The organism is Oceanospirillum multiglobuliferum, from assembly GCF_900167095.1.
In the GTDB taxonomy this organism is placed as follows: Bacteria; Pseudomonadota; Gammaproteobacteria; order Pseudomonadales; family Halomonadaceae; genus Oceanospirillum; species Oceanospirillum multiglobuliferum.
This window is the reverse complement of sequence record NZ_FUXG01000013.1, coordinates 100,714-120,211: the sequence shown is the minus strand read 5'-3', so window position 1 is coordinate 120,211 and position 19,498 is coordinate 100,714. Positions and strand designations below refer to the sequence as shown.

Here is a 19,498-nt window from a genome sequence, read left to right as displayed (position 1 = left end):
GCAGTCGTTGGACTGGTAACCGTGGTCGCCGTAGTTGGGCTGGTTGCTGTAGTCGCAGTCGTTGGACTGGTAACCGTGGTCGCCGTAGTTGGGCTAGTTGGGCTAGTTGGATTCTCCACGGAAGCCTGTGCGGACTGTCTGGATACATCTGAAAGATTAAGATTATCCGTTGGCTCTATCGAGCTGACTTCTGCGTCAATATCGGCTTCAGATGAACCTGTAGCCTGTCCATCAAACCCTACCGAACTACTACCATTATCAGGTCGACCTGTAGTCTCAGACGGTGCACCTTGTTGCAACCCTAAACTTGTATCACTTGATGAATCAATGCCTACGCCACCTTCATCAATAGATTGGCGCACAACATCAATATCTTCCGGTGAAAGCTGGCCTGCTCCAAACTGTTGGTGTCGAATATTTTGCTCATCACCTAAAGACGCTTGAATATTTTCGTTACCTGAATCTTCTGCATTGCCAACACCTTCAGAAAAATCAATGTCGTCATCTTCTTTTTGAGCCTCATCAGCACGACTTAAAACAGTCGCTTCATCAAAAAGAAGAGCATCATCATTAGTTGTTGATGCTGAATCTTGAGGTTTATTGTTCTCGCCATCATTGGAGCCTGCCATCTTAAACGCCTCCGCATCTAATTTTTTTAAACATGTAGTTCATCTAACTCTTATTTTAAAGACTACAGGCTAAAGCAGAAAGTGAACAGCAGGCCAAAGGTTATAGTTACAAGACTATTCCTATACATTCTGACACAGGTCAAGAAAACAGCTGACCACTACAAGACCGTACGCTGTATGAGGTAGGCAGCAATCTTTACTTGTATAAGGGGTAAACCACTCCCCTATGTTCAAGCAGTAGCTTTAAGTTGTGGTCAGCCAGTATAGGCTGAAATAAAAGGGGCGAGGATGCTGTGATTGGTGATAAACAAGGTAAAATGGAAAAAGTGTCGACTCAGGAACTGATCGGGGCTTTAAGTGACCAAGTTACTTTGATAACAGAGAGTATAAGCGGTGCTATTTCTACCTGTACAACAAGAGCTTAACTGTGTGAGTGATAACGGTAATATTGTTGGGTCGATCATATTCGAGGGGAATCAAGATCGCTATGTATTTTATCCCGAGAATGAGTCTGTGGTGTTATCCAATTTGGAAGTAGCCTGTATTGCTGAGCGGTTATCAGGCTTACACTCCGGTAAATATGTGATACCGATGCAGGATGATGATTGATTTCGGGATGGCTATGCAGGATAACTACGATACTTGGCAAGCGCAGAAACAGATGACGAAGCAGGCTATTTATTCCCGCTCCATTTTGTCTAACTGAATGCCTAGGTTATAGATTAAGCTGCTCAGTTCAAAGGCTCAAACTAGAAAGTATAAGTCGTCATAATGGTGCCACTGAACACCTTATCCCGCTTGATCAATGGAGAATCACTGATTGCATCACCCAACCAAGTGTACGCCAGTTGATTGACTATGAGCCACTCTTCGGTAAGAGGAGTAATAAAACCCAAGGAGGCAGAGGTATTAACAGTATCTTTGCCTTTGTATGCAGACCTTGCCACCGTAGCTTCACTATCGTTCACACCAAAGTAGTAGTCCACATAATCCTTGCTAAGAGCCTCCATTTTAATAGAAGGAGCCACAATCAGGTAACGATTAACAGGGAGACTACTTTCCAACCCAATACTCATTTTAAAACCATTGTGGTGACCGGAAATATCGCCTGCAACAGCCGCTGATAGGCTTGCCACCCCCAGATCAAATTCACTACCAAGACTAAGGTCAACACCGTCATGGCGTGTTTTCATTCCTTTCAAAATGGTCGCATCGCCACTGTCATAGCCATTACCTGAAATGCCTATGCCTGTATATAAACCTAGAGGCGAGTTTTCGTCACCATAAAACTGATAAAAAGCCCCCTCTACACCGACACTGAGGTTTTCAGTCTCATATGTAATGACAGGAAATAAAGTATAGCTTTCATTCTGGCCGTGGTAGATCTCTTCCATACCAATAGCCCCTAAGCCCAGAGTCCATTGACCCGCATAGGCTGTAGCTGAGGGTAACGTCAGAGCAGAACTTAGTAATGCAGTGTAAAGCAATGAATTTTTCATGATCTTAGCTCTTCTAACTTCTTTAACCCGCATACTCTGCCTCCATCTTTCAGATAGAGGCAAAGATGTCCCTTAAATCTAGTTGGAGAAGTCTGCAATCTTAGCAAATAGAATAAAAGCTCTGAAGTGTATGGCTTTGTATGTGATCTCCTTACAAATCACTGCAATATTACCGCGTCAGTTAAGCGCTAGGGATATTAACCAACGTTTTAAACCAACGAATCTGGTCACTGAACAGTTGTCACAGGAAGTAGAGTAATGAGAGCCATTATAAATGTAGGGAACGGTTAGGTGTTAAAAGCGGCAATTCGAGGGCGATACGGGCGCCGCCTAGCTGTGAATCCGAAATCACGATCTGCCCCTTATGTAAATGAGCGATCTCTCGGCAAATCGACAGACCCAAACCATAGCCTCCAGAAGAGCGGTTGCGGGACACATCCAGGCGCTCAAAAGGCTGAAGGATCCGTTCTCTGTCCTGCTCAGGAATACCGGAGCCATCATCCTCAACATAGATCAAAACAGAGTCCCCTTTCACCTCATAGCCCACGACAATCTCCGTTTCAGCATAGACATCGGCATTACGAATCAAGTTGCTTAATGCTCTACGGATTAGATTAGAATCAAATTCAGCATTAACACCCTTACTGTTTGGACTATTAACATTAGCCTGATCTCCGAGATCAAAGCTCACTGAATGCTGACAGCCTCGAGTCAGATCCTGCTGCTGATTAAGCCAAGAATCAAGCTGGGTTTGAGAAGGAGAGAAGTTTTCCCGACCAGACTCCATTCGGGCGTAGCTGAGCAGCTCATCTACTAACGTATCCAGCTCTACCAGATCCTCATCCATACTGTGAATATACTCATCCAGTTCCTGTCGAGACATCTCCGGCAATAACAGTTCCAACTGACAGCGTAATCTAAAAATCGGTGTTCTTAACTCATGAGCCACCGCATTGGTCAGACGTTTATGACTGGAGACCAATTGCTCCAGACGCTCTACCATGTGGTTAAACGCCTTGTTTAAACCACCCACTTCCTGGAAGAAGCCGATAGGCGCACGGCCTGAGAACTCGCCACGGGAGAGCTGTAGCGCAGCCTGCTCAAGACGGGATAATTTCCGATGAAAACTCCAGATCCACAGCGCTAGCGCTAAAGCAATAATACTGAAAAACCCCAGCTTAAATACTTGCATGACAAATTCAGACTGATGCCAATACTCTTTGCTAGAGTCGTATTGTACCCACACCACCTCATTGGGTGCCTTTTCATAGAGGAAATATTCATCCCAAGGGGTACCAAGCTGAGCGCGAAAATAACCGCCATGTTGCTTGAGCAGGGTCATTTCTTGTGCGCTTAAGTGTTGTGCCGGATCAACAGGCTCAATAATCATCAGATTGATGTCTGCGGCTGTCTTAAGCGCTTTAAGCCAAGCCTCTCTTCCCTCTAGCTCATAGATCATGCCAGATAATGCGGTATACCCCTGTAGGATACGCTGTGACTCGATCATATCTCTCTCTCCATAGAGATAGATCACACTGTTCCAGAACAGCAAAACGGCAGCAATAATTCCGGCATAAAGAGTAAAGAAAATACGGGCCACAAAGGTTTCCTCTTTTGCTGTTTACCAGCCATCGGAGGCAAATAAATAGCCTTTACCTCTGATAGTAATAATATGGCGGGAAGGTGAAGAGGTATCGCCCAGCTTCTTACGTAAACTGACGATACGATTATCCACGGTTCGATCTAGACCGTCGTATTCAATTCCACGGGTTTTACGCACTAGTTCATCTCGTGGCAGAGGTTGATTAGCATGACTGGCCAGTAGCCACAATAGATCAAACTCACTACTGGTCAGGTCGATATCATGACCATTCAACTGACAGAGTTTTACGGTCTGTTTTAATTTCAATGCACCAAATGTCAGCTGGTTTAAGCCCTCTAGTAGCGGGTGCCTATCGGAAGTTTCAATCATTGAGTCGGCTTTGGTCTGCTCATCTTCCAAACGGCGCAACAACATCCTAATTCGAGCTAACAAAACCCTTGGCTGAAGAGGCTTGCAGACGTAATCATCCGCCCCCATCTCCAAAGCAGCCACCTGATCCATATCATCATCACTGGCCGTTAAAAACAGAATTTTACCGTGGAAAATAGGGCGTATCTGACGACAGATACTTAAACCATCCATACCCGGTAACATCAGATCCAGAATAATAATATCGGGTTCAGCGTCAGGTAGCAGACTAATCGCGTCTTCACCCGTTAATGCAGCTTGGACCTTAAAACCATTTCGCTCAAAATATCGACATAAAATGTTGGATAACTTCTTATCATCCTCAACCAGCAGGATTTGATGCACAACTTCACTCCTGAACACCACCTGCCTTTTTCTTGATAGAAGATTATGACTTGTACGCAAATCGTTGGGCAGGCTCACTTTGTATGAGTATGTATAGATCTAAATACAATATCATTACATAAACAGAATCACTCGGTAGAGCATGCTACTGTATCTTGGCTGACTCATCAGCAGAGAGCTGCTTATTTAGCCATTTCTTAACTTGATCTGATTGATTGTTGTCCGACACAAACCCCTGAACTTCTCTTTGTTCCAAATGGTCTTATCCAACATATAACAACGCAAGATAGGATATGATTAAGCATGTCGCTCATGACAGGGCGATTGGGCGTGTTACCACTACAACACACGCTTTCTCATTACATATGCCCGCAAGCTGATTAGGGAATTACCATAAATATTGAAATCTTTGACAGTACATGGGGCTAGTGATAGCCCCATGATAGTTAACTCGACATAATCAAACTTTAAAAACAGAAACTGCATGATGTAAAGCATTAGCCTGAGTAGCAATGTCTTGACTGGCTTTAGAGTTACGCTCTACAGCCTGCGCTGCATCTTCTGAAATATCCCTAATAGTGAGTACATTTTGTCCAACCTCATTTGCGACACTGCTTTGCTCTTCAATTGCAGCCGCAATTTGAGTACTCATGTTAGAAATCTCTGTCACTTCTTGAGTGATTTCCTGCAGAGCTAACTCTGCCTTCTCAGCTTGGTCTCGACTATCAATACCTTCTTGGCGACAGGTATGAATCAGCTGTACGATATTGTGAGTTTTGTCTTGTAACGTCTCTATAATCCCTGAAATTTCATGAGTTGCATCTTGGGTACGCCCCGCTAATGCCCTCACCTCATCAGCAACAACCGCAAATCCTCGTCCTTGTTCACCAGCACGTGCCGCTTCAATTGCAGCGTTTAAAGCTAATAGATTGGTCTGTTCCGCGATACCTTGAATCACGCTTAGCACAGTGCCTATGGTTTCACTTTCTTTAGCCAGCTCGGCCACCGTTGATACAGAGCTCTCAAGCTGCTGAGATAAATGACGAATACCACTGATAGCATCACTCACTTGCTGCTGACCTTTTAATGCATTTTGATGTGTAATATTGGCTTTAAAGGCAGTTTGCTCAGTGGTACGAGCAATTTCCTCAATGGTGCTCACCATCTCTGTCACCGCTGTTGCCACTAAATCAGTTTCTACTCTTTGACGATTGATATCGTTAGACGTGGTGCCAGCATTTTCAGACAAAACCTGAGTCGTACTATTCATAGTGTCTATAGCTTGATTAACACCCTGAATAAGGCTCTGGAATCCAGATAACATTGTATTTAGAGACTTAGCCATCCATGCCAATTCATCTTTCCCAGTTTCATTTGCTCTTAAAGAAAGATCTTTGGTCTCATGGATCCGATGCACAACTTGAGACATTGTTTGAATAGGCTGAAAAATTGAACGGCCAACCAACCAAGTCAATGCGCTGGTAAGCACCAGTATCAGCAAAAAGATATATAGCGCCAAAGATTCTAGTTGGTGGATTTTATTATATAGTGCCGTATCCACAGTTTTAATCAGCTCTGCGAGCATCGTTTCTGTGCTTTGTATGGTATTGCGCATCTCTTTTTGTAGGCCACTGTCACTGGTTAAGCCTAGCTGTCCAAGGCCCTGAACATAGGCGTTGAATTTGACAAGGTAAAGATTGGCTTTTTCGAGAAGCTTCTCTTTCTCCTGTGCACCTAAGTCCACCCCTTTAAGCTGTTTTATAAAAATATTGTGCAGCTCTTCCAGCTTCTCTTGATATTTCAGTTGACGACGCAGCATAAAGTCTTTTTCAGCACGGCGTAGCTGCAACATCGTTACTAGAATAGAGTCAGCATTAACAGCATTAAGTGCAGACTCAATATCATGCACCGCTGCGCGCAGCTCTCCTGACAAACCCTGCTCGTGACTAAGACCTATCTTTTCTGAAACGGTTACAATCTGTTGAAAACTTTGCTGGTAGCTTTGAAACCGCTCACCGATAAGGCTGAGATCTTGAACTTCTATTTGGTACTCTGTCGCAAGAGACTGAATTGACTTAATATCTTCTTGGATGTGCTGAATACGTTTATCAAAGGCAGCCACATATTTGAGATCATTGCGTGCCAGAAAATCTTTCTCATCTTTACGTAAATTCAACATATCGCTTTCTAACTGCATAACTAAGGCTTTGCCTGTTTCTAAATCCTCGGCTATGCGTAGGGTGTAGCTGAATAGCGAAAACATCGCGGTCATCGACAAGATAACTACGCAAGCGTTTAAAATAAGCTTATGTTTGATTTGCATAGCATGCTCTCTTAATTTGTAGATCTAATGATACCGTTTACAGAACAGTTAAAATCCGTTACCTACAATCTAAAAGTAATGGAGGAAAACACCTGCAATGTTACAGTTATATTACAATTTTGCAGCACGGCAGCAAATAACACGAAAGAAGTGATTTAGATTGGCGATACATCTGCCCTTATGGCGATGTCGGTTGAGAATCCTTCCACCTGAGCTAGGTAAATCGCTGACAAAGGCGGATGAAACAGCTGTATTTAAGCTCTAACTTTAAGAATTATATTGGGATTAGGTAAAACTAAACGGGATTACGTGCAACGCAGTAAACACGGGGGCTGTAGTGATGCAGCCCCTTTTTTATAGCTGAAATTGTTTTTACGAACTTTCAGCCAACGCAGTGGATTTACGCACTTGATTTAAGAAACATGCCTTTTGATGGTCTTGGTGTTGCCAAGGTGTTTCTGAGCTGTTTCAGATCAAAGGTCTTTACCGATCCACACGACCTTACCAACAACCTGCAACTCTTTAACTTCTTCAGGTGATAACTGCTGTTCTTTATAAGAGGCATTGTCGCTGATTAGAAGTATGCCTTTATTCCAAAGCTGCTGCACGCGCTTAACGATCAGATGGCCGTCTGTGCGGATAACGTAGATATTACCATCTTGCAGATCTCGTTGGCTGGTGTCGATCAACAGGGTGTTGTTGTCGCTGATGGTGGGTTCCATTGAATCCCCCTTAGCGAATACCAGTACCAGGTCTTTGACGTGCAGGCCGCGAAACCTCAGCCATTTGTGGCGAAAGGCCAGCTTACGGGTTGGGGTTTCAAAGGCATCTGGGAAGGCACCATGCCCCGCCGATACCTGAATGTTATAGCCTGGCACTAGGGCAAACTCTTCTTCCAGTTCTGAGGCTCCAGTCTTATCACTCTCGAATATCTCACCCTCACCAGTAAGTAGCCAGTGGCCGGAGACACCTGCGGCCTTTGCTATAAGCCCTATTCTGACAGCCTTTGGCTCGGCATCTCCTGACAGATACATTTCAAGCGTTCTTCTAGGTATGGCAGTAAGTCGCGAAAGCGCATCGCCACTTCCTGCTATCTCTGCACACTGTCTAATTCGATTAGATAGCAGCTTTAGTGGTTCGGAGTTATCGGTAGTTACTCCGAAATCATTTCGAGGTTCTTTTTTTTCAGACATACAAAGACCATAAACCCTTTAAAAACAAAGAGTTGCAGTTTATTGCTATACTACATAGCAAGAAATTAACTCCGAACCGCAACTTCCCGCTTTGCAACATGGCAAGTTATCGCTAATCTTTAGGGCAAGTGTTCAGCTTAACTTATAAAGATTAGTAACAAGAACGGAGCGAAAAAAAATGAGCAAGACTATTAAGACTCACTCATCTGAACCGCAGGATTGGCATCGCCAAGATGTACTGGCCGCCGTGCGCAAAAAGGGTTCCAACTTGGCAGAGCTGGGACGCCAACACGGTTATACCAATTCTAAAACGGTCTACAACGTGTTCAACGTGAACTACCCAAAGATGCAAAAAATCATTGCGGACTATTTGGGTTTGGCCCCGGAAGAGATCTGGCCCTCCCGTTATCCGGCACGTATTGCCGCTTAGTTTACGAACTTTTTGCATGTGGTGCGAGAACATTTGCGTCTCCCTTATTTGCGAGTTTTCTAAAGCGTATATCGCAGGAACCCGCCAAAAAAGACAAAAAACCGCACTTTATTTTGAACTGGATAAATATCGAGTAGCAAAAAATGGCTAAGCAACCTTGGAACCGAATTACCCCCAACGATATTCCTCAGGCTCTGCAACTGAGCGTTGATCATGGCCGAGAGAAAAAGAACCTGAGCATTCAGCGCATTGCTGACCTGATGGGCGTTAGCAGCCAAAACACCCTGTATGGCTGGCTGTCGTCTGGCCGGATGCCGCTGATGATGGTGCCTGCCTTTGAACATGCCACCGGCATCAATTTAATCACCCGCTTTTTGGCCCACGGGCAAGACAAACTGCTGGTAGAGATGCCCACCGGAAAACGCGCCCAGAACCACGACATCGCCAACCTGGTGATTAACGCCAACCAGACCTTTGGTCAGCTGATGCGCTTTTTTGATGGCGAAGAGAGCGCCCATGATGTGAGCGACGCTCTGAAATGCCTGATGGAAGATCTGGAGAAACAGCGCCGTAACCTTGACCAGTACAAACAGCCTGAGCTGCTGCTGGGAGGTGCGTCATGACGCGTCAATTTGATTCGATGACTCAAGCCAGTTCTTTGGCGGGTTCTCCCACGGCCAACAGGTTATCTGAAGCTCAAGATCTGCAGCGTGATCGTAAACCAGCCCTGCATCAGCAACCACTCTTCGGAAAGAACCGCCGGGAGAAAGGTTGTAACGGGATAGGGCGCGCAAAAGCGCATAAGCCTTCACACAATGCAGATACCCCGCATACGCATAAAACGGGTACTCCTCTTTCCAGCGAACTTTTTTGCGTCGCTGGGAAGGTGTCGCTTGAACAAATGCAACAACGTCTGCAGCGCGATGAGCCTTCCATTGCAGCCAGTCTTCTGGAGCGGTGGTTTCAAACACTGCGCGCAGAATTTCAATTTCGGATTCGTCGAGTGATTCTGAAAGCTCCTCTGCCATTGCTGCGGCATCTTTCTCGTATTTGTCCAACATTGTTGTCCCCTTTTTCATTGGCGGTACATGAGATTTCCCGTGGTGTACCCAAAGCTTACCCCACTGCGGATAAGCCGGGTAAGGAGTAAGACCATGAAACAGTGGTTTACCGCACAAGAGATCGCGGGTTTGCCGGAGCTGCCGACCACAGAGCGTGCTGTTCAGCTAAAGGCGAAGCGCGAAGGCTGGGAGGCTCAGCAGCGTATCGGTCGCGGTGGTGGCTACGAGTACCACCTGCATAACCTGCCGGAAGCGGCTCAGGCTAGGTTGCTGCTGCAACAAGTCAGCACCTCGTTAGAGCTACAACAGCAGGTACGCAAAGACGTGACCTACGACAGAGACGCCCTGTGGGCCAACTTTGAGCGTAAAAAAGAGCACCAAAAAGAAACCGCCAAAGCCAAATTGCTGGTTTTAAACCGAATGATGGCACTGGTTGACAAGGGCATCACCTTGAAAAAAGCCATGCACTACGTGGCGCAAGAAACAGGTAAGTCTGCTGCCACCATAAAAGGTTGGTACTTCGGAGCAGGTGGCAAAAAAGGTGTGCAGCACTTTCAACGCGGTGACTGGCTGGCGGCGCTAGTGAGTGGCCATAGCGGCCAAAGAGAGTTTGCAGACTGTAGCCCTGAGGCGTGGGACTTTTTTAAAGCAGACTATTTACGACTTGAAGCGCCAAGCCGCCAATCCTGTTACGAACGCGTGAAGCGCGCAGGCGAAAGCAAAGGTTGGCAAGTGCCCAGTATCGACTCGTTTCGTAGGCGCATGGATAAAGAGGTGGCATTTCCAACACAGGTACTGATGCGAGAAGGTGAACACGCCTTGATGCGCCTGTACCCAAGTCAGCAGCGGGATGTCTCCACAATGCACGCAATGGAGCATATCAACGGTGACGGTTATATGCACAACGTATGGGTGCAAGTTGAGGGTTTAGACAACCCAGTGCGGATGAAAACTTGGTTTTGGCAAGACGTATACAGCCGTCGAATACTGGGGTGGCGTACCGACTTTACTGAAAACAAAGAGATGATTCGACTGAGCTTTGGCGATGTCGTTGAGCAGTTTGGCATACCCAGCCATGTGACCATTGATAACACCCGCGCAGCCGCGAACAAATGCTTAACCGGAGGTGTTGCCAATCGTTACCGCTTTAAAGTGAAGGAAGAAGACCCCGTGGGCATCTTCCCCATGCTAGGTGTGCAAGTGCATTGGACATCAGTGCTAAACGGTCAGGGTCACGGCCAAGCCAAGCCCATTGAGCGCGCTTTTGGTGTGGGTGGTTTGGGTGAATATGTCGACAAGCATCCCGCCTTCGCAGGGGCTTGGACGGGTAGCAGTCCAATGGATAAGCCCGAGAACTACGGTTCTAAGGCCGTACCACTAGACACGTTTACAAAGGTGCTCAATCAGGAAATTTTGGCATGGAACGCCAGAGAGAAGCGCAACACCCAAATGGCCGCAGGCCATAAAAGCTTTAACCAAGTGTTTGAGGATTCTTACGCCAATGCCCCGATTCGTAAAGCAACCGCTGAGCAGCGCAGGCTTTGGATGTTAATGGCTGAAGGCGTTCGAGTACAAAAAGATGCCTCAATCATACTAGAAGCAGGTGGTGCGGTTGGCGTTGGCAAAAACCGTTACCACGGCGCAGAGCTTTTCAACCATATCGGGCAACAGTTGGTAGTGCGGTTTGACCCTTACGACCTACACGCAGCGGTGTTTGTTTACAGCTTAGACGGACGTTACATCGGACAGGCTGAATGTGTTCACGCAGTAGGTTTCAGAGACAACAGCCTTGCACGAGAACACAAACGCGCCCGTACCGCCATGATCAAAGCCACCAAAGAACAGGCCAAATTGCAGGTGCGTATGACTGCACTAGAAGCGGCGCAACAGTTACCGCTAGAAGAGGCTCCAGCACTACCTGAGCCAAAGGTCATTCAGCCGCGCTTTGGTCATGTTAGCCAAGGTAATACGGTAAGGGTGGTTGAGTTAGAGCCGGAAAGCGACGCGCAGATAGTGCCAGAGACTAACCGATACGAAGGCTTATTTCATCGCGCAGTCCGCCAACTGCATCAAGACAAAAAAGCGCAAGAGATTTAACACACAAACTCAAACGACACGGAGTATAGGCAGATGAGTGCAGTGGTACAACTTCAAAAAACCGACACACAACTTGAGGCCGTAAGGCAGCAAATTCGCGTGGTACAACAGGCTGAAGGTTTGAGCCAAAACCAAATTGCGCGTGAAGCAGGTGTACATAAAAGCACGTTCAGCAAGTTTATGAACGCGTACAGCTTTGCAGACGTTGATGCAATTGCCAATGCTTTGGAGCGTTGGCTAGAGAACCGCAAACAAAGGCGTGAACTGCCAACAGCACCGTCTTTTATTGCCACACCAACGGCTAATCGCATTTTAGACGCGCTGACTTACGCCCAGCTTGCCACCGACATGGCCGTTATTTTTGGTGGAGCAGGGGTAGGCAAAACCCAAACGCTACAGCACTACAGCGAAACGGAGAAAAATGCATGGGTGGTAGATTGCACGCCCACTACCGCTACCGTAGGGGGCTGTCTACGCGCTATTGCTTACGCACTAGGATTAAGAACCGTAGCAGGCCGAGCCGATCTTTTAGAGATTCAAATACGAGATCAAATGCGCAACACAGGCGGCTTATTGATTTTAGACGAAGCGCAGTTTTTAAACACCCGCGCATTGGAAACTGTACGTCGACTCACTGAAATGGCAGGCGTGGGGTTAGCGTTGGTGGGTAATGATCAAGTTTACGCACAACTGACAGGTGGCAGTCGAGTGGCAGAGTTTGCTCAGTTGTTCAGCCGAATTGGTAAGCGGGTCAAGCTGACCGTACCCAGCCAAGCAGACGTTGAATCATTAGCGTCGGCATGGGGAGTAGGCGCTAAAGAGACCCACCTATTAAAAGAGATTGCCGCCAAGCCGGGCGCTTTAAGGGGGGTTACCAAAGCCTTGCGCCTTGCCAGCATGTTTGCCAAAGGGGCAGACGACCGCCTAAGTACCGACTACATCAAAGCCGCATGGACAGAACTAGGAGCAATGTAATGGCCGCACAACACCGTATTAAGCCTAACCAGCACATGAAGAACAGTTTGAACTTAGTTGCCGCAGCTCTAAACAGCCTAGAGCGCTTGAACTTAACGGTACTTGAGATCGACCTGAATCATGCCATGCCGCGCATTGGTGTGCAGGCTGGCAAGGGCTGTCACGATCTGAAGGGGACAACCAGTTGTTATACGCAAAAAGCAGGACAGCGCATGGTTGAGAAGTGCGCCACGTTAAACGAATGCCAAGTGTTCTGGCAGCAAGCTGCTTGGCAGTAAAAGGGGATAGATCATGTGTGATTGCATCACTGATATTGAAAAGCAAGCAACGGCCAAATTACAGCAAAGCTCAAGCTTTAAGAAACCTGTTCGTGAGGTGCGGATGAAAGGCATTGTTTACCCGCTCACCGACCGTTTAAACATTGGGATGGTGACCTGCAACTTTCTTGAAGTTGAGTTAGAGGGGCAGAAGAAACGCCATGAGATGTCTATCTCGCACTCTTTTTGCCCTTTCTGCGGCGAGAAATATGAGAAAGGAGATAGCGGATGTTAGTGCTTAACCGCAAGCCGTTTCAAAAAGTGCAGATTGGTGACGAGATTCAGGTGTGGTGTCAGTTCCGGCCTGATGGGCGCGTGATGTTGTTCTCTCATACCACTCGACCAATGACGATGGCTCGTGAGGAAAAACGAGTGTCATTTGAGGGGCAAATTGAAGTGAAGATTCTGAGAGTGCGCGGGCGACGCATCACGTTAGGCATTAGTGCCAACAAAGCGATCTCTATATTACGTGAAGAACTTTTAGCGCCAAAACAGGAGTGTGCCGCATGAGTGCAAAGCCAATGTTTGATCTTGCTGTATCTGAGACTGATTACTTGATTGTCTCGCTGGAACACACCTGCATTCACAGTGCTTGCGTGGCGTTTCTTCGCCCTGAGCACCAAGGGGTGACGTTCAATTTAGATGAAGCTGGACGCTACAGCGAAGCCCGTGTGAATGCAGATTTAGAGTATTACGACAATGGCCGTAGGCACATGGCCATCTTGGCCAGTGCAGTGGCACAACACCAAGCCCCAGTTGTGTTGCTAACAGAGTTAGCCAGCGGGGCCTTAAAACACACGCACCAGTTGTTATTGGCGAAACGAGAAGGAGCGACACAACATGGCTGAGATCAAGATCAGTATTTCAGAAAAAGATGGGGTGATTGTTACAGAAGTTGAATTTCATTCAGATCAGAAAGCGGACTCTAAACTGGCTTATCTCTGTGCAAGGGCAACAGCCAAGCAACTGGCAACACAGCTACTGCCGCACCTGCTGAAAGAAAATACCCTGATGGCTCAACAAGCAATTCAAGCAAAGGAACAGGAACAACATGAACGCACAGCAACACACTAATACATCATCTGACACAACGCCTGAGGGCTACCGTAAAGATGCTCAGGGTCGTTTAGTGCCTGAGGATTTGATTAAGCCCATCGACAAAGCCCGTGACGAACTGGTGCTTGAGTTGGTGGCTAAGGCTAAAACCCTACAAACCGGACTGATTCAGTATAAAGCAACTGCGTTTGGCGACATTGAAGCTTTTGTAGAGATGTCAGCCGAAGAATATGGCGTAAAGCTGGGCGGTAAGAAGGGCAATGTGAGTTTGCTCAGCTTTGATGGTCGTTACAAGGTTGTACGCGCCATTCAAGAGAGCATCACGTTTGATGAGCGCTTGCAGGCGGCTAAGTCGCTGATTGATCAGTGTTTGCATGACTGGACGGAGAACACTGGCCCTGAGATTCGCGCCATTATTGGTGAGGCGTTTCGAGTGGACACCAAGGGTGAGATTCGTACCGCGCGGGTGCTTGCGCTGCGTCGTTTAGAGATCAGCGATGGGCGGTGGCAAAAGGCGATGCAGGCGATCAGTGAGGCTTGCCAAGTTACGGGCAGCAAAAGCTATGTCCGTTTGTATGAGCGGGTGGGGGCTTCTGATCGGTATCAAGTCATTAGTTTAGATTTAGCGGGGGTTTAGTTCGATAAGCGAAACACGGCTTAGGCCGTGTCTGCCCAGCGTGGTGACTGGGTACTGATGAGCAGCCTAAGGATCTCAGATGGAAGAAACTCGACAAGATCGGCAACGGCTTCTTGCCCGTAACCGTAAACGCCGCCAAAGGGCGCGACAGCGTGAGCATAAGGCGCTTGTGGGCGCTAAAACACTGAGCTTTGAGATTTATCAAGGTACAGATCAGGCGCTCCAAGTGCTGTGTAAAGCCAGCGAGCTTGAACCCAGTGAGCTTATTACGGTGTTGGTTCATAACCTGCACGAGTTGGTAGAACGTGACCCGTCACGCTTTAAAGAATTAGTCAGTTTTAAGGGGGTGCATTGTGAGCATCACTAAGTCCCAGTGGCAGGAAATAGAAGAAGAGCTGAAGACCTTACGCTGCAAAGTCGTGTTTGATTATCAAGGTCAAGCAATCAGTGTTGAACGAATCAGAACAGGTGAGTCTAGGTTGGACTTAGCGGTTTATCTGGATGGCAACATAGTGCTTGGCTGGGGCTGGCCTGACGGAGAGGTTTTTGATCCTCAGGTTAAGCTGCTTTGGCGTCAGCGCAGCAAATCAATTTTCAAACCTGCTGAAAAACAAAAGCTGATCAAAGAGATTGGTGTGCGCAGGGCTAAAAAGCACTTTCCTAAACTGGATGACAAGATTGAATGGTACGACCCTGTATTTACCTCTGCCGCAGCACTGGTGCGACAGTATAAAAAGTTAGAGGGTTTATCGCTTAAATCTTGTGGATACAGCGCGCCAGTTGATACGGAGTCTGCCGCATGATGCTCCGTTGCCCTAGCTGCCATGTTGCCCACAGCCTAGAACAAGTGGTGAATGATGAGGCCGCTCGCGAGTTAATGGCGTTGATGGGAGATCTACCCAAAGAGATCTCACGCCCATTGGTGGCTTATCTGGGTTTGTTTCGATCTAAGAGCCGTGCGCTAGCTTGGGAGCGTGCGTTACGTTTGTGTCGCGAGGTAGTGGATCTCAGTCGTGACGGTGCTCAGCTGGGGGCGGCACTCTCTGAAACGGTGGAATCACTGCGAGCCAAACAGCAGCAAGGTGGTTGGCAGCCACTCACAGGCCATAACTACTTAAAGCGTGTATTGGAGAATCGAGAGGCTACGCCTATGAAGACCACACAGCTCAGCACACCTATACAGCCTGTGGCAGTACAGACCAATAAAAGTGCCACTCGAAGTACGATTAGCCAAGTATTAAACCGCTGGCAAGAACCGGAGAACTCAAACCATGATCTCGACTAAAGACAATGCAATGAAAAGACCTGACGTAACCGATGAGATGATTCGACATGCTGCTGAGGTTGTCGCGCAAAAAGTGAAGGGAGATGTTGGAAGTATTGTGGAGGCTTACTGCCACCCAATGGATGGTTATGAATTAGCAAAGCGGCTAGAGCGTGAGTGCTTCTGGGATGTCAGTCGAGACGATATGGAGCTACTGGATGAGATGGAAGGCATTATTGATGATCAGCATCAAGCGGCTGAAAAAGAATGGTTTGAAAGTAACGATATTCAGCCGCCTTTTCCTATCGGTACAAAAATTAAAGAGGGCATCATCAAGGGTATCTACGAATACAGGCCAGCTTACTATCAGGTAAAAGAATATGGCTGTACAGATCCAAACAGACACCGACTGATTAAGTTTGAAAGGGCGGTGTCTGTGGAATGAAAACACCTGTTGCCCCTTGGTTTGGTCGATTGGTGTCTGAAGAGTTGTCACGGTTGTACTTGCTTCGACTGGAGTACAGCCCATCCAACGATACTTTTCCAGCCGTTGTTGAGGTGTGGGTTGATTTACTTTGGAATAGTCGAAGCTGGGTCGAGTCATTAGACAGCAAACGGTTAAGGGTAGGTTTTAATCAGTTGCTGCTCAGTCAGCGTACTTGGCCGAAACCCGCTGATTTAATTCAATCAATGCCTGATCGACCACCTGTTATGGCTTTACCTGCCCCAGAACTGACGCCCGAACAAAAACAAAAAAATCTTGTCCGCATTGCCGAATTAATTGCCCGTTTAGGGCAGCCGTCAAGGAGAAAAAAAGATGACAAAAGCGCCCAAGCATAGATTGATCGCCCAAATTCATATCGCAAAAAAACAGCTTGGATTAGACGACGAGACCTATCGTGCTGCGCTAAAGTCTGCTGTTGGCAAAGACAGTTGCAAAGGTCTTAGTCTGTCAGAGCTTTATGCGGTTATCCATCATTTCGAAACACATGGTTTTAAGGCGAGTCGTAATTTTAAAGCGTCTAATAAAGCAGGTGCAACGAGTCGTAGAGGTGAGTATAGTCCTCGGTCACGCAATCAAATGATTGATAAGCTGCGAGCAATCTGGATCGAGATGCACAAAGCAGGACACCTAAAAGAGGGTTCTGAACGTGCCTTGATTTCATGGGTCAAGCACCAAACAAGCCGTATGAATGGCGGCGTAGGGGTAGATAGCCTGGAGTGGCTACAAAAAGATCAACAGATGGCGGCACGCGTTTTGGAAAGTTTGAAACTTTGGCAAAAAAGGCTGTGCAATGACAACACTCAACCACCCGCAAGCAAGCTCACCTGAACTAGATCTATTCGGGCTGGATATGACCCAGCCCATCAGTCAGCACTTAGATGATGATGTGATGGTAGATCGTAGAAAGTGGCCCAAAGACCTGATCGAGATGGCCGATTTTATCCATGCTGAACTCAACGCCAGTGGCATTACTTCAGAAGAAAAACACCTTTTAACAGAGAAGGTGCTTATCGCACTTTGCTTCAGATCTGGGGGTCGAGGTTTTTATCTGCCAAAGGCAGATGCTGTAAAAACATCCTTGCTGCATAAACGTATTCATGACGAGTGGGCGGCTAACGTACAGATAAGTACGCTCATTCGCCAATACGATCTGAGCGAACAAGCAATTTATAGTATTATCAAAGAGCAGCGCAGGCTGCACCAACAGAAAATACAACCTTGTTTGTTTAAGTCATAAAGAAAGAAGCATTAGCCCTAACCCGCATTAGAACCAGATTCCATACTATCCCCCGTAATCTGCTGAAAAGCATATTACGGGGGATTTTTTATGTCACAAGGCAATGGATATGTACTAGGTGCGCGTTCTAAACAGCGCCTTTTGTCGTGCCATCCAGACTTGGTTGAAGTGGTCGATCTGGCGATTCAGCTCACAACGACAGACTTCACGGTATTAGAAACCACTCGCAGCCCCTCTCATCAGCAATTACGTGTCAGTCAGGGCAAGTCTAAAACCCTTAATTCTCGCCATCTGCCCAAAATCCCCAAGGCCAACCCAACCCTAGGCGCGGTGGCTCATGCCGTCGATTTAGGCGCATGGGTTAACGGCACGGTGGCATGGGATTGGATGCACTATTTTGTGATTGCCGATGCCATTAAAACAGCGGCTGAATTTTTAAAAGTCCCCATTCGTTGGGGCGGCTGTTGGGATTATCTGGATCATTACGATAACGCCGAACAAGCCTATCACGCCTACCTTCGCCGCAAGCAAAAAGCGGGTGAAACGCCCTTTACCGACGGCCCCCATTTTGAACTCTGTTGGAAGGCATATCCGGTATGAGCACATGGCAATCTTTAGTTAAGTCAGTCGCGCCCACAATAGGCGCAGCTTTAGGCGGCCCTGCGGGCGGTATGGCGGTGAAGTTTCTGGCCGACCAACTGCTGGGTGACTCAGAAGCCTCTGAAAATGAGGTGGCAAAGTTTATTGGTTCCGCGTCTCACGAACAGTTGCTGCAACTGAAACAGCTTGATCAACAGTTCGCAATTCGGATGCGTGAATTAGACATTGATGTATTCAGGCAAGAGATCGCAGACAGACAAAATGCGCGTGAGCTTTTTAAAGTCAACATTTGGCCGCAAATCATGCTCTCAGCGCTCTTTATTCTGGGCTACTTCGCCATTATGGGGCTGTTGGTGCATTACGCAGACCTCACCATTAATGATCGAGTGTTTGGCATTCTCAATACGGTTATTGGGGTGCTCACTGCGGCCATTCCAATGATTTTACAGTTCTGGTTCGGTTCAAGTCAGGGATCTAAAGAAAAGGATAGGCAAAAACTATGACCGATATTTTAGACAAAGCCCAAGCCCTAGAGTGCCAACAGCGTGATTGGGCGCTGGCTCAGCATGAACGGCGTAAAGCAGAACCCGCACAAAAGCGCATTCAGGGCCAAGTGCTGTGTTTGGCCTGCGGGGAACCTGTGGGTTATGCCCGTTTGCAAGCCAAACCCAATGCCGCCTATTGCATTGATTGCCAAAGCCTGCGCGAGCGGGGGAAATGCTGATGGATGACATTATTGCCAAGTATTGGGCACCGATCTGGGCGCTTGTGAGCACCGCCATCACCTTAATTATGATTTTGCTGGGTAAAACCTATGCCAAAAAAGAGGTGGTGGAAGAGATGCAGCGAAAGATGGATCACTTAAATGGCCGTATGAATGACCTGCCCACCCGTTCAGAGCTGCATGATCTGCACTTAGAAATTGCCAACTTACGCGGTGACTTAAAAGAGCTGTCACCCCGATTAGACCGCGTGCAACACATGTCTGACCTGTTACTTGAAAACGAACTCAAGGAGAGAGCCTAAATGGCGATTCAAAAATTATTAGCAGAAGACCAGCGCTTATGCTTGCTGCGGTCACTCAATGATTGCGGTGGCACTGCCAATGAGTCGGTGGTGCAAGACTGCTTAGATGCCTATGGCCATGCCATTAGTCGTGATGCAGTGCGTACACATTTGGCTTGGTTGGAAGAGCAAGGGGTGCTAAGCCTTGAGGATTTAGCGGGCTGCCAAATTGCCACCTTAACCGAGCGCGGTTATGACGTAGTAGAAGGCCGCTGCACGGTTCCCGGTATTAAACGCTCTCGTCGGAGTTAAGC

The 19,498-nt window shown here is 47.4% G+C and carries 30 protein-coding genes and 1 other RNA gene; 24 read left to right on the top strand and 7 right to left on the bottom strand.

All coding sequences use genetic code 11. From position 1 onward, the window contains the following. On the bottom strand, positions 1–629 hold a 629-nt coding region (locus B5D26_RS10485; protein ID WP_200810659.1), incomplete at its 3' end, for a hypothetical protein. Positions 630–1,022: 393 nt separating this feature from the next. Between B5D26_RS10485 and B5D26_RS10480 the strand changes: the two genes are divergently transcribed. Next, positions 1,023–1,238, top strand: a complete 216-nt coding sequence (locus B5D26_RS10480; RefSeq protein ID WP_078745689.1) for a hypothetical protein — start codon at positions 1,023–1,025, stop codon at positions 1,236–1,238. A 140-nt stretch (positions 1,239–1,378) separates the two neighbouring features. Here B5D26_RS10480 and B5D26_RS10475 read toward each other — a convergent pair whose 3' ends face one another. From B5D26_RS10475 to B5D26_RS10455, 5 genes are all read right to left on the bottom strand, one after another. Next, entirely contained in the window at positions 1,379–2,161 is a 783-nt protein-coding gene (locus B5D26_RS10475; RefSeq protein WP_078745688.1) for a MipA/OmpV family protein, read from the bottom strand. Between the two features lie 235 nt (positions 2,162–2,396). Next, a complete protein-coding gene (locus B5D26_RS10470) occupies positions 2,397–3,728 on the bottom strand; it encodes an ATP-binding protein (RefSeq protein ID WP_078745687.1) in 1,332 nt (443 codons plus the stop codon). Between the two features lie 21 nt (positions 3,729–3,749). Beyond that, the gene (locus B5D26_RS10465) at positions 3,750–4,484 is read right to left on the bottom strand and encodes a response regulator (RefSeq protein ID WP_078745686.1); all 735 of its coding nucleotides are present in this window, start codon (positions 4,482–4,484) and stop codon (positions 3,750–3,752) included. A gap of 460 nt (positions 4,485–4,944) precedes the next feature. After that, the gene (locus tag B5D26_RS16185) at positions 4,945–6,807 is read right to left on the bottom strand and encodes a methyl-accepting chemotaxis protein (protein ID WP_078745685.1); all 1,863 of its coding nucleotides are present in this window, start codon (positions 6,805–6,807) and stop codon (positions 4,945–4,947) included. Positions 6,808–7,280: 473 nt separating this feature from the next. Beyond that, positions 7,281–7,841, bottom strand: a complete 561-nt coding sequence (locus B5D26_RS10455; protein ID WP_234985270.1) for a S24 family peptidase — start codon at positions 7,839–7,841, stop codon at positions 7,281–7,283. A 337-nt stretch (positions 7,842–8,178) separates the two neighbouring features. On the opposite strand from B5D26_RS10455, the gene B5D26_RS10450 reads away from it, so the two are divergent. Both B5D26_RS10450 and B5D26_RS10445 read left to right on the top strand, forming a co-directional pair. Beyond that, positions 8,179–8,430 carry a helix-turn-helix domain-containing protein gene (locus tag B5D26_RS10450; RefSeq protein ID WP_078745683.1) on the top strand — a complete coding sequence of 84 codons (252 nt, stop codon included), beginning with the start codon at positions 8,179–8,181 and terminating at the stop codon, positions 8,428–8,430. A 143-nt stretch (positions 8,431–8,573) separates the two neighbouring features. After that, positions 8,574–9,053, top strand: coding sequence for a helix-turn-helix domain-containing protein (locus B5D26_RS10445; protein WP_078745682.1), 480 nt, complete (start codon positions 8,574–8,576; stop codon positions 9,051–9,053). On the opposite strand, the gene B5D26_RS10440 is transcribed toward B5D26_RS10445, so the two are convergent. Next, a complete protein-coding gene (locus B5D26_RS10440; protein WP_078745681.1) occupies positions 9,048–9,491 on the bottom strand; it encodes a hypothetical protein in 444 nt (147 codons plus the stop codon). The genes B5D26_RS10445 and B5D26_RS10440 overlap by 6 nt on opposite strands. A 93-nt stretch (positions 9,492–9,584) precedes the next feature. On the opposite strand from B5D26_RS10440, the gene B5D26_RS10435 reads away from it, so the two are divergent. The 21 genes from B5D26_RS10435 (at position 9,585) to B5D26_RS10335 (ending at position 19,496) form a co-directional block, all read left to right on the top strand. After that, positions 9,585–11,588, top strand: coding sequence for a transposase domain-containing protein (locus tag B5D26_RS10435; RefSeq protein ID WP_078745680.1), 2,004 nt, complete (start codon positions 9,585–9,587; stop codon positions 11,586–11,588). A 33-nt stretch (positions 11,589–11,621) separates the two neighbouring features. Continuing rightward, positions 11,622–12,563 (top strand): AAA family ATPase, encoded by a 942-nt coding sequence (locus B5D26_RS10430; protein WP_078745679.1) that lies wholly within the window; start codon positions 11,622–11,624, stop codon positions 12,561–12,563. After that, the gene (locus B5D26_RS10425; protein ID WP_078745678.1) at positions 12,563–12,841 is read left to right on the top strand and encodes a hypothetical protein; all 279 of its coding nucleotides are present in this window, start codon (positions 12,563–12,565) and stop codon (positions 12,839–12,841) included. Before B5D26_RS10430 ends, B5D26_RS10425 begins: the two co-directional genes overlap by 1 nt. Positions 12,842–12,854: 13 nt before the next feature. Further along, positions 12,855–13,115 carry a hypothetical protein gene (locus tag B5D26_RS10420; RefSeq protein WP_078745677.1) on the top strand — a complete coding sequence of 87 codons (261 nt, stop codon included), beginning with the start codon at positions 12,855–12,857 and terminating at the stop codon, positions 13,113–13,115. Next, positions 13,109–13,390 carry a carbon storage regulator gene (locus B5D26_RS10415; RefSeq protein ID WP_078745676.1) on the top strand — a complete coding sequence of 94 codons (282 nt, stop codon included), beginning with the start codon at positions 13,109–13,111 and terminating at the stop codon, positions 13,388–13,390. Before B5D26_RS10420 ends, B5D26_RS10415 begins: the two co-directional genes overlap by 7 nt. Next, on the top strand, positions 13,387–13,728 hold the full coding sequence (locus B5D26_RS10410; protein WP_078745675.1) for a hypothetical protein: 342 nt from the start codon (positions 13,387–13,389) through the stop codon (positions 13,726–13,728). The genes B5D26_RS10415 and B5D26_RS10410 overlap by 4 nt, the downstream gene beginning before the upstream one ends. Beyond that, positions 13,721–13,954: a hypothetical protein gene (locus B5D26_RS10405; protein WP_078745674.1), complete on the top strand. Its 234-nt coding sequence runs from the start codon at positions 13,721–13,723 to the stop codon at positions 13,952–13,954. Before B5D26_RS10410 ends, B5D26_RS10405 begins: the two co-directional genes overlap by 8 nt. Next, complete coding sequence (locus B5D26_RS10400; RefSeq protein ID WP_078745673.1) at positions 13,932–14,573, top strand: DUF3164 family protein; 642 nt, start codon at positions 13,932–13,934, stop codon at positions 14,571–14,573. Before B5D26_RS10405 ends, B5D26_RS10400 begins: the two co-directional genes overlap by 23 nt. 6 nt (positions 14,574–14,579) lie before the next feature. Beyond that, positions 14,580–14,644, top strand: an RNA gene (locus tag B5D26_RS10395) — hammerhead ribozyme type II. 8 nt (positions 14,645–14,652) lie between these two features. Then, positions 14,653–14,940 carry a hypothetical protein gene (locus B5D26_RS16290; RefSeq protein ID WP_169917380.1) on the top strand — a complete coding sequence of 96 codons (288 nt, stop codon included), beginning with the start codon at positions 14,653–14,655 and terminating at the stop codon, positions 14,938–14,940. Further along, positions 14,927–15,376: a hypothetical protein gene (locus tag B5D26_RS10385; RefSeq protein WP_078745672.1), complete on the top strand. Its 450-nt coding sequence runs from the start codon at positions 14,927–14,929 to the stop codon at positions 15,374–15,376. Before B5D26_RS16290 ends, B5D26_RS10385 begins: the two co-directional genes overlap by 14 nt. Next, positions 15,373–15,858, top strand: a complete 486-nt coding sequence (locus B5D26_RS10380) for a hypothetical protein (protein WP_078745671.1) — start codon at positions 15,373–15,375, stop codon at positions 15,856–15,858. Before B5D26_RS10385 ends, B5D26_RS10380 begins: the two co-directional genes overlap by 4 nt. Further along, entirely contained in the window at positions 15,845–16,282 is a 438-nt protein-coding gene (locus tag B5D26_RS10375) for a hypothetical protein (protein ID WP_078745670.1), read from the top strand. The genes B5D26_RS10380 and B5D26_RS10375 overlap by 14 nt, the downstream gene beginning before the upstream one ends. Next, positions 16,279–16,677, top strand: a complete 399-nt coding sequence (locus B5D26_RS10370; protein ID WP_078745669.1) for a hypothetical protein — start codon at positions 16,279–16,281, stop codon at positions 16,675–16,677. Before B5D26_RS10375 ends, B5D26_RS10370 begins: the two co-directional genes overlap by 4 nt. Beyond that, entirely contained in the window at positions 16,655–17,170 is a 516-nt protein-coding gene (locus B5D26_RS10365) for a gp16 family protein (RefSeq protein ID WP_078745668.1), read from the top strand. The genes B5D26_RS10370 and B5D26_RS10365 overlap by 23 nt, the downstream gene beginning before the upstream one ends. Then, positions 17,133–17,579 carry a Mor transcription activator family protein gene (locus tag B5D26_RS10360; protein ID WP_078745667.1) on the top strand — a complete coding sequence of 149 codons (447 nt, stop codon included), beginning with the start codon at positions 17,133–17,135 and terminating at the stop codon, positions 17,577–17,579. The genes B5D26_RS10365 and B5D26_RS10360 overlap by 38 nt, the downstream gene beginning before the upstream one ends. Positions 17,580–17,669: 90 nt before the next feature. Then, positions 17,670–18,179: a M15 family metallopeptidase domain-containing protein gene (locus B5D26_RS10355; protein ID WP_078745666.1), complete on the top strand. Its 510-nt coding sequence runs from the start codon at positions 17,670–17,672 to the stop codon at positions 18,177–18,179. Further along, on the top strand, positions 18,176–18,682 hold the full coding sequence (locus tag B5D26_RS10350) for a hypothetical protein (RefSeq protein ID WP_078745665.1): 507 nt from the start codon (positions 18,176–18,178) through the stop codon (positions 18,680–18,682). Before B5D26_RS10355 ends, B5D26_RS10350 begins: the two co-directional genes overlap by 4 nt. Then, positions 18,679–18,903 carry a TraR/DksA family transcriptional regulator gene (locus tag B5D26_RS10345; protein ID WP_078745664.1) on the top strand — a complete coding sequence of 75 codons (225 nt, stop codon included), beginning with the start codon at positions 18,679–18,681 and terminating at the stop codon, positions 18,901–18,903. The genes B5D26_RS10350 and B5D26_RS10345 overlap by 4 nt, the downstream gene beginning before the upstream one ends. Next, complete coding sequence (locus B5D26_RS10340) at positions 18,903–19,205, top strand: DUF2730 family protein (protein WP_159445645.1); 303 nt, start codon at positions 18,903–18,905, stop codon at positions 19,203–19,205. The genes B5D26_RS10345 and B5D26_RS10340 overlap by 1 nt, the downstream gene beginning before the upstream one ends. After that, on the top strand, positions 19,206–19,496 hold the full coding sequence (locus B5D26_RS10335; protein WP_078745662.1) for a VpaChn25_0724 family phage protein: 291 nt from the start codon (positions 19,206–19,208) through the stop codon (positions 19,494–19,496). Positions 19,497–19,498 lie beyond the last annotated feature (2 nt).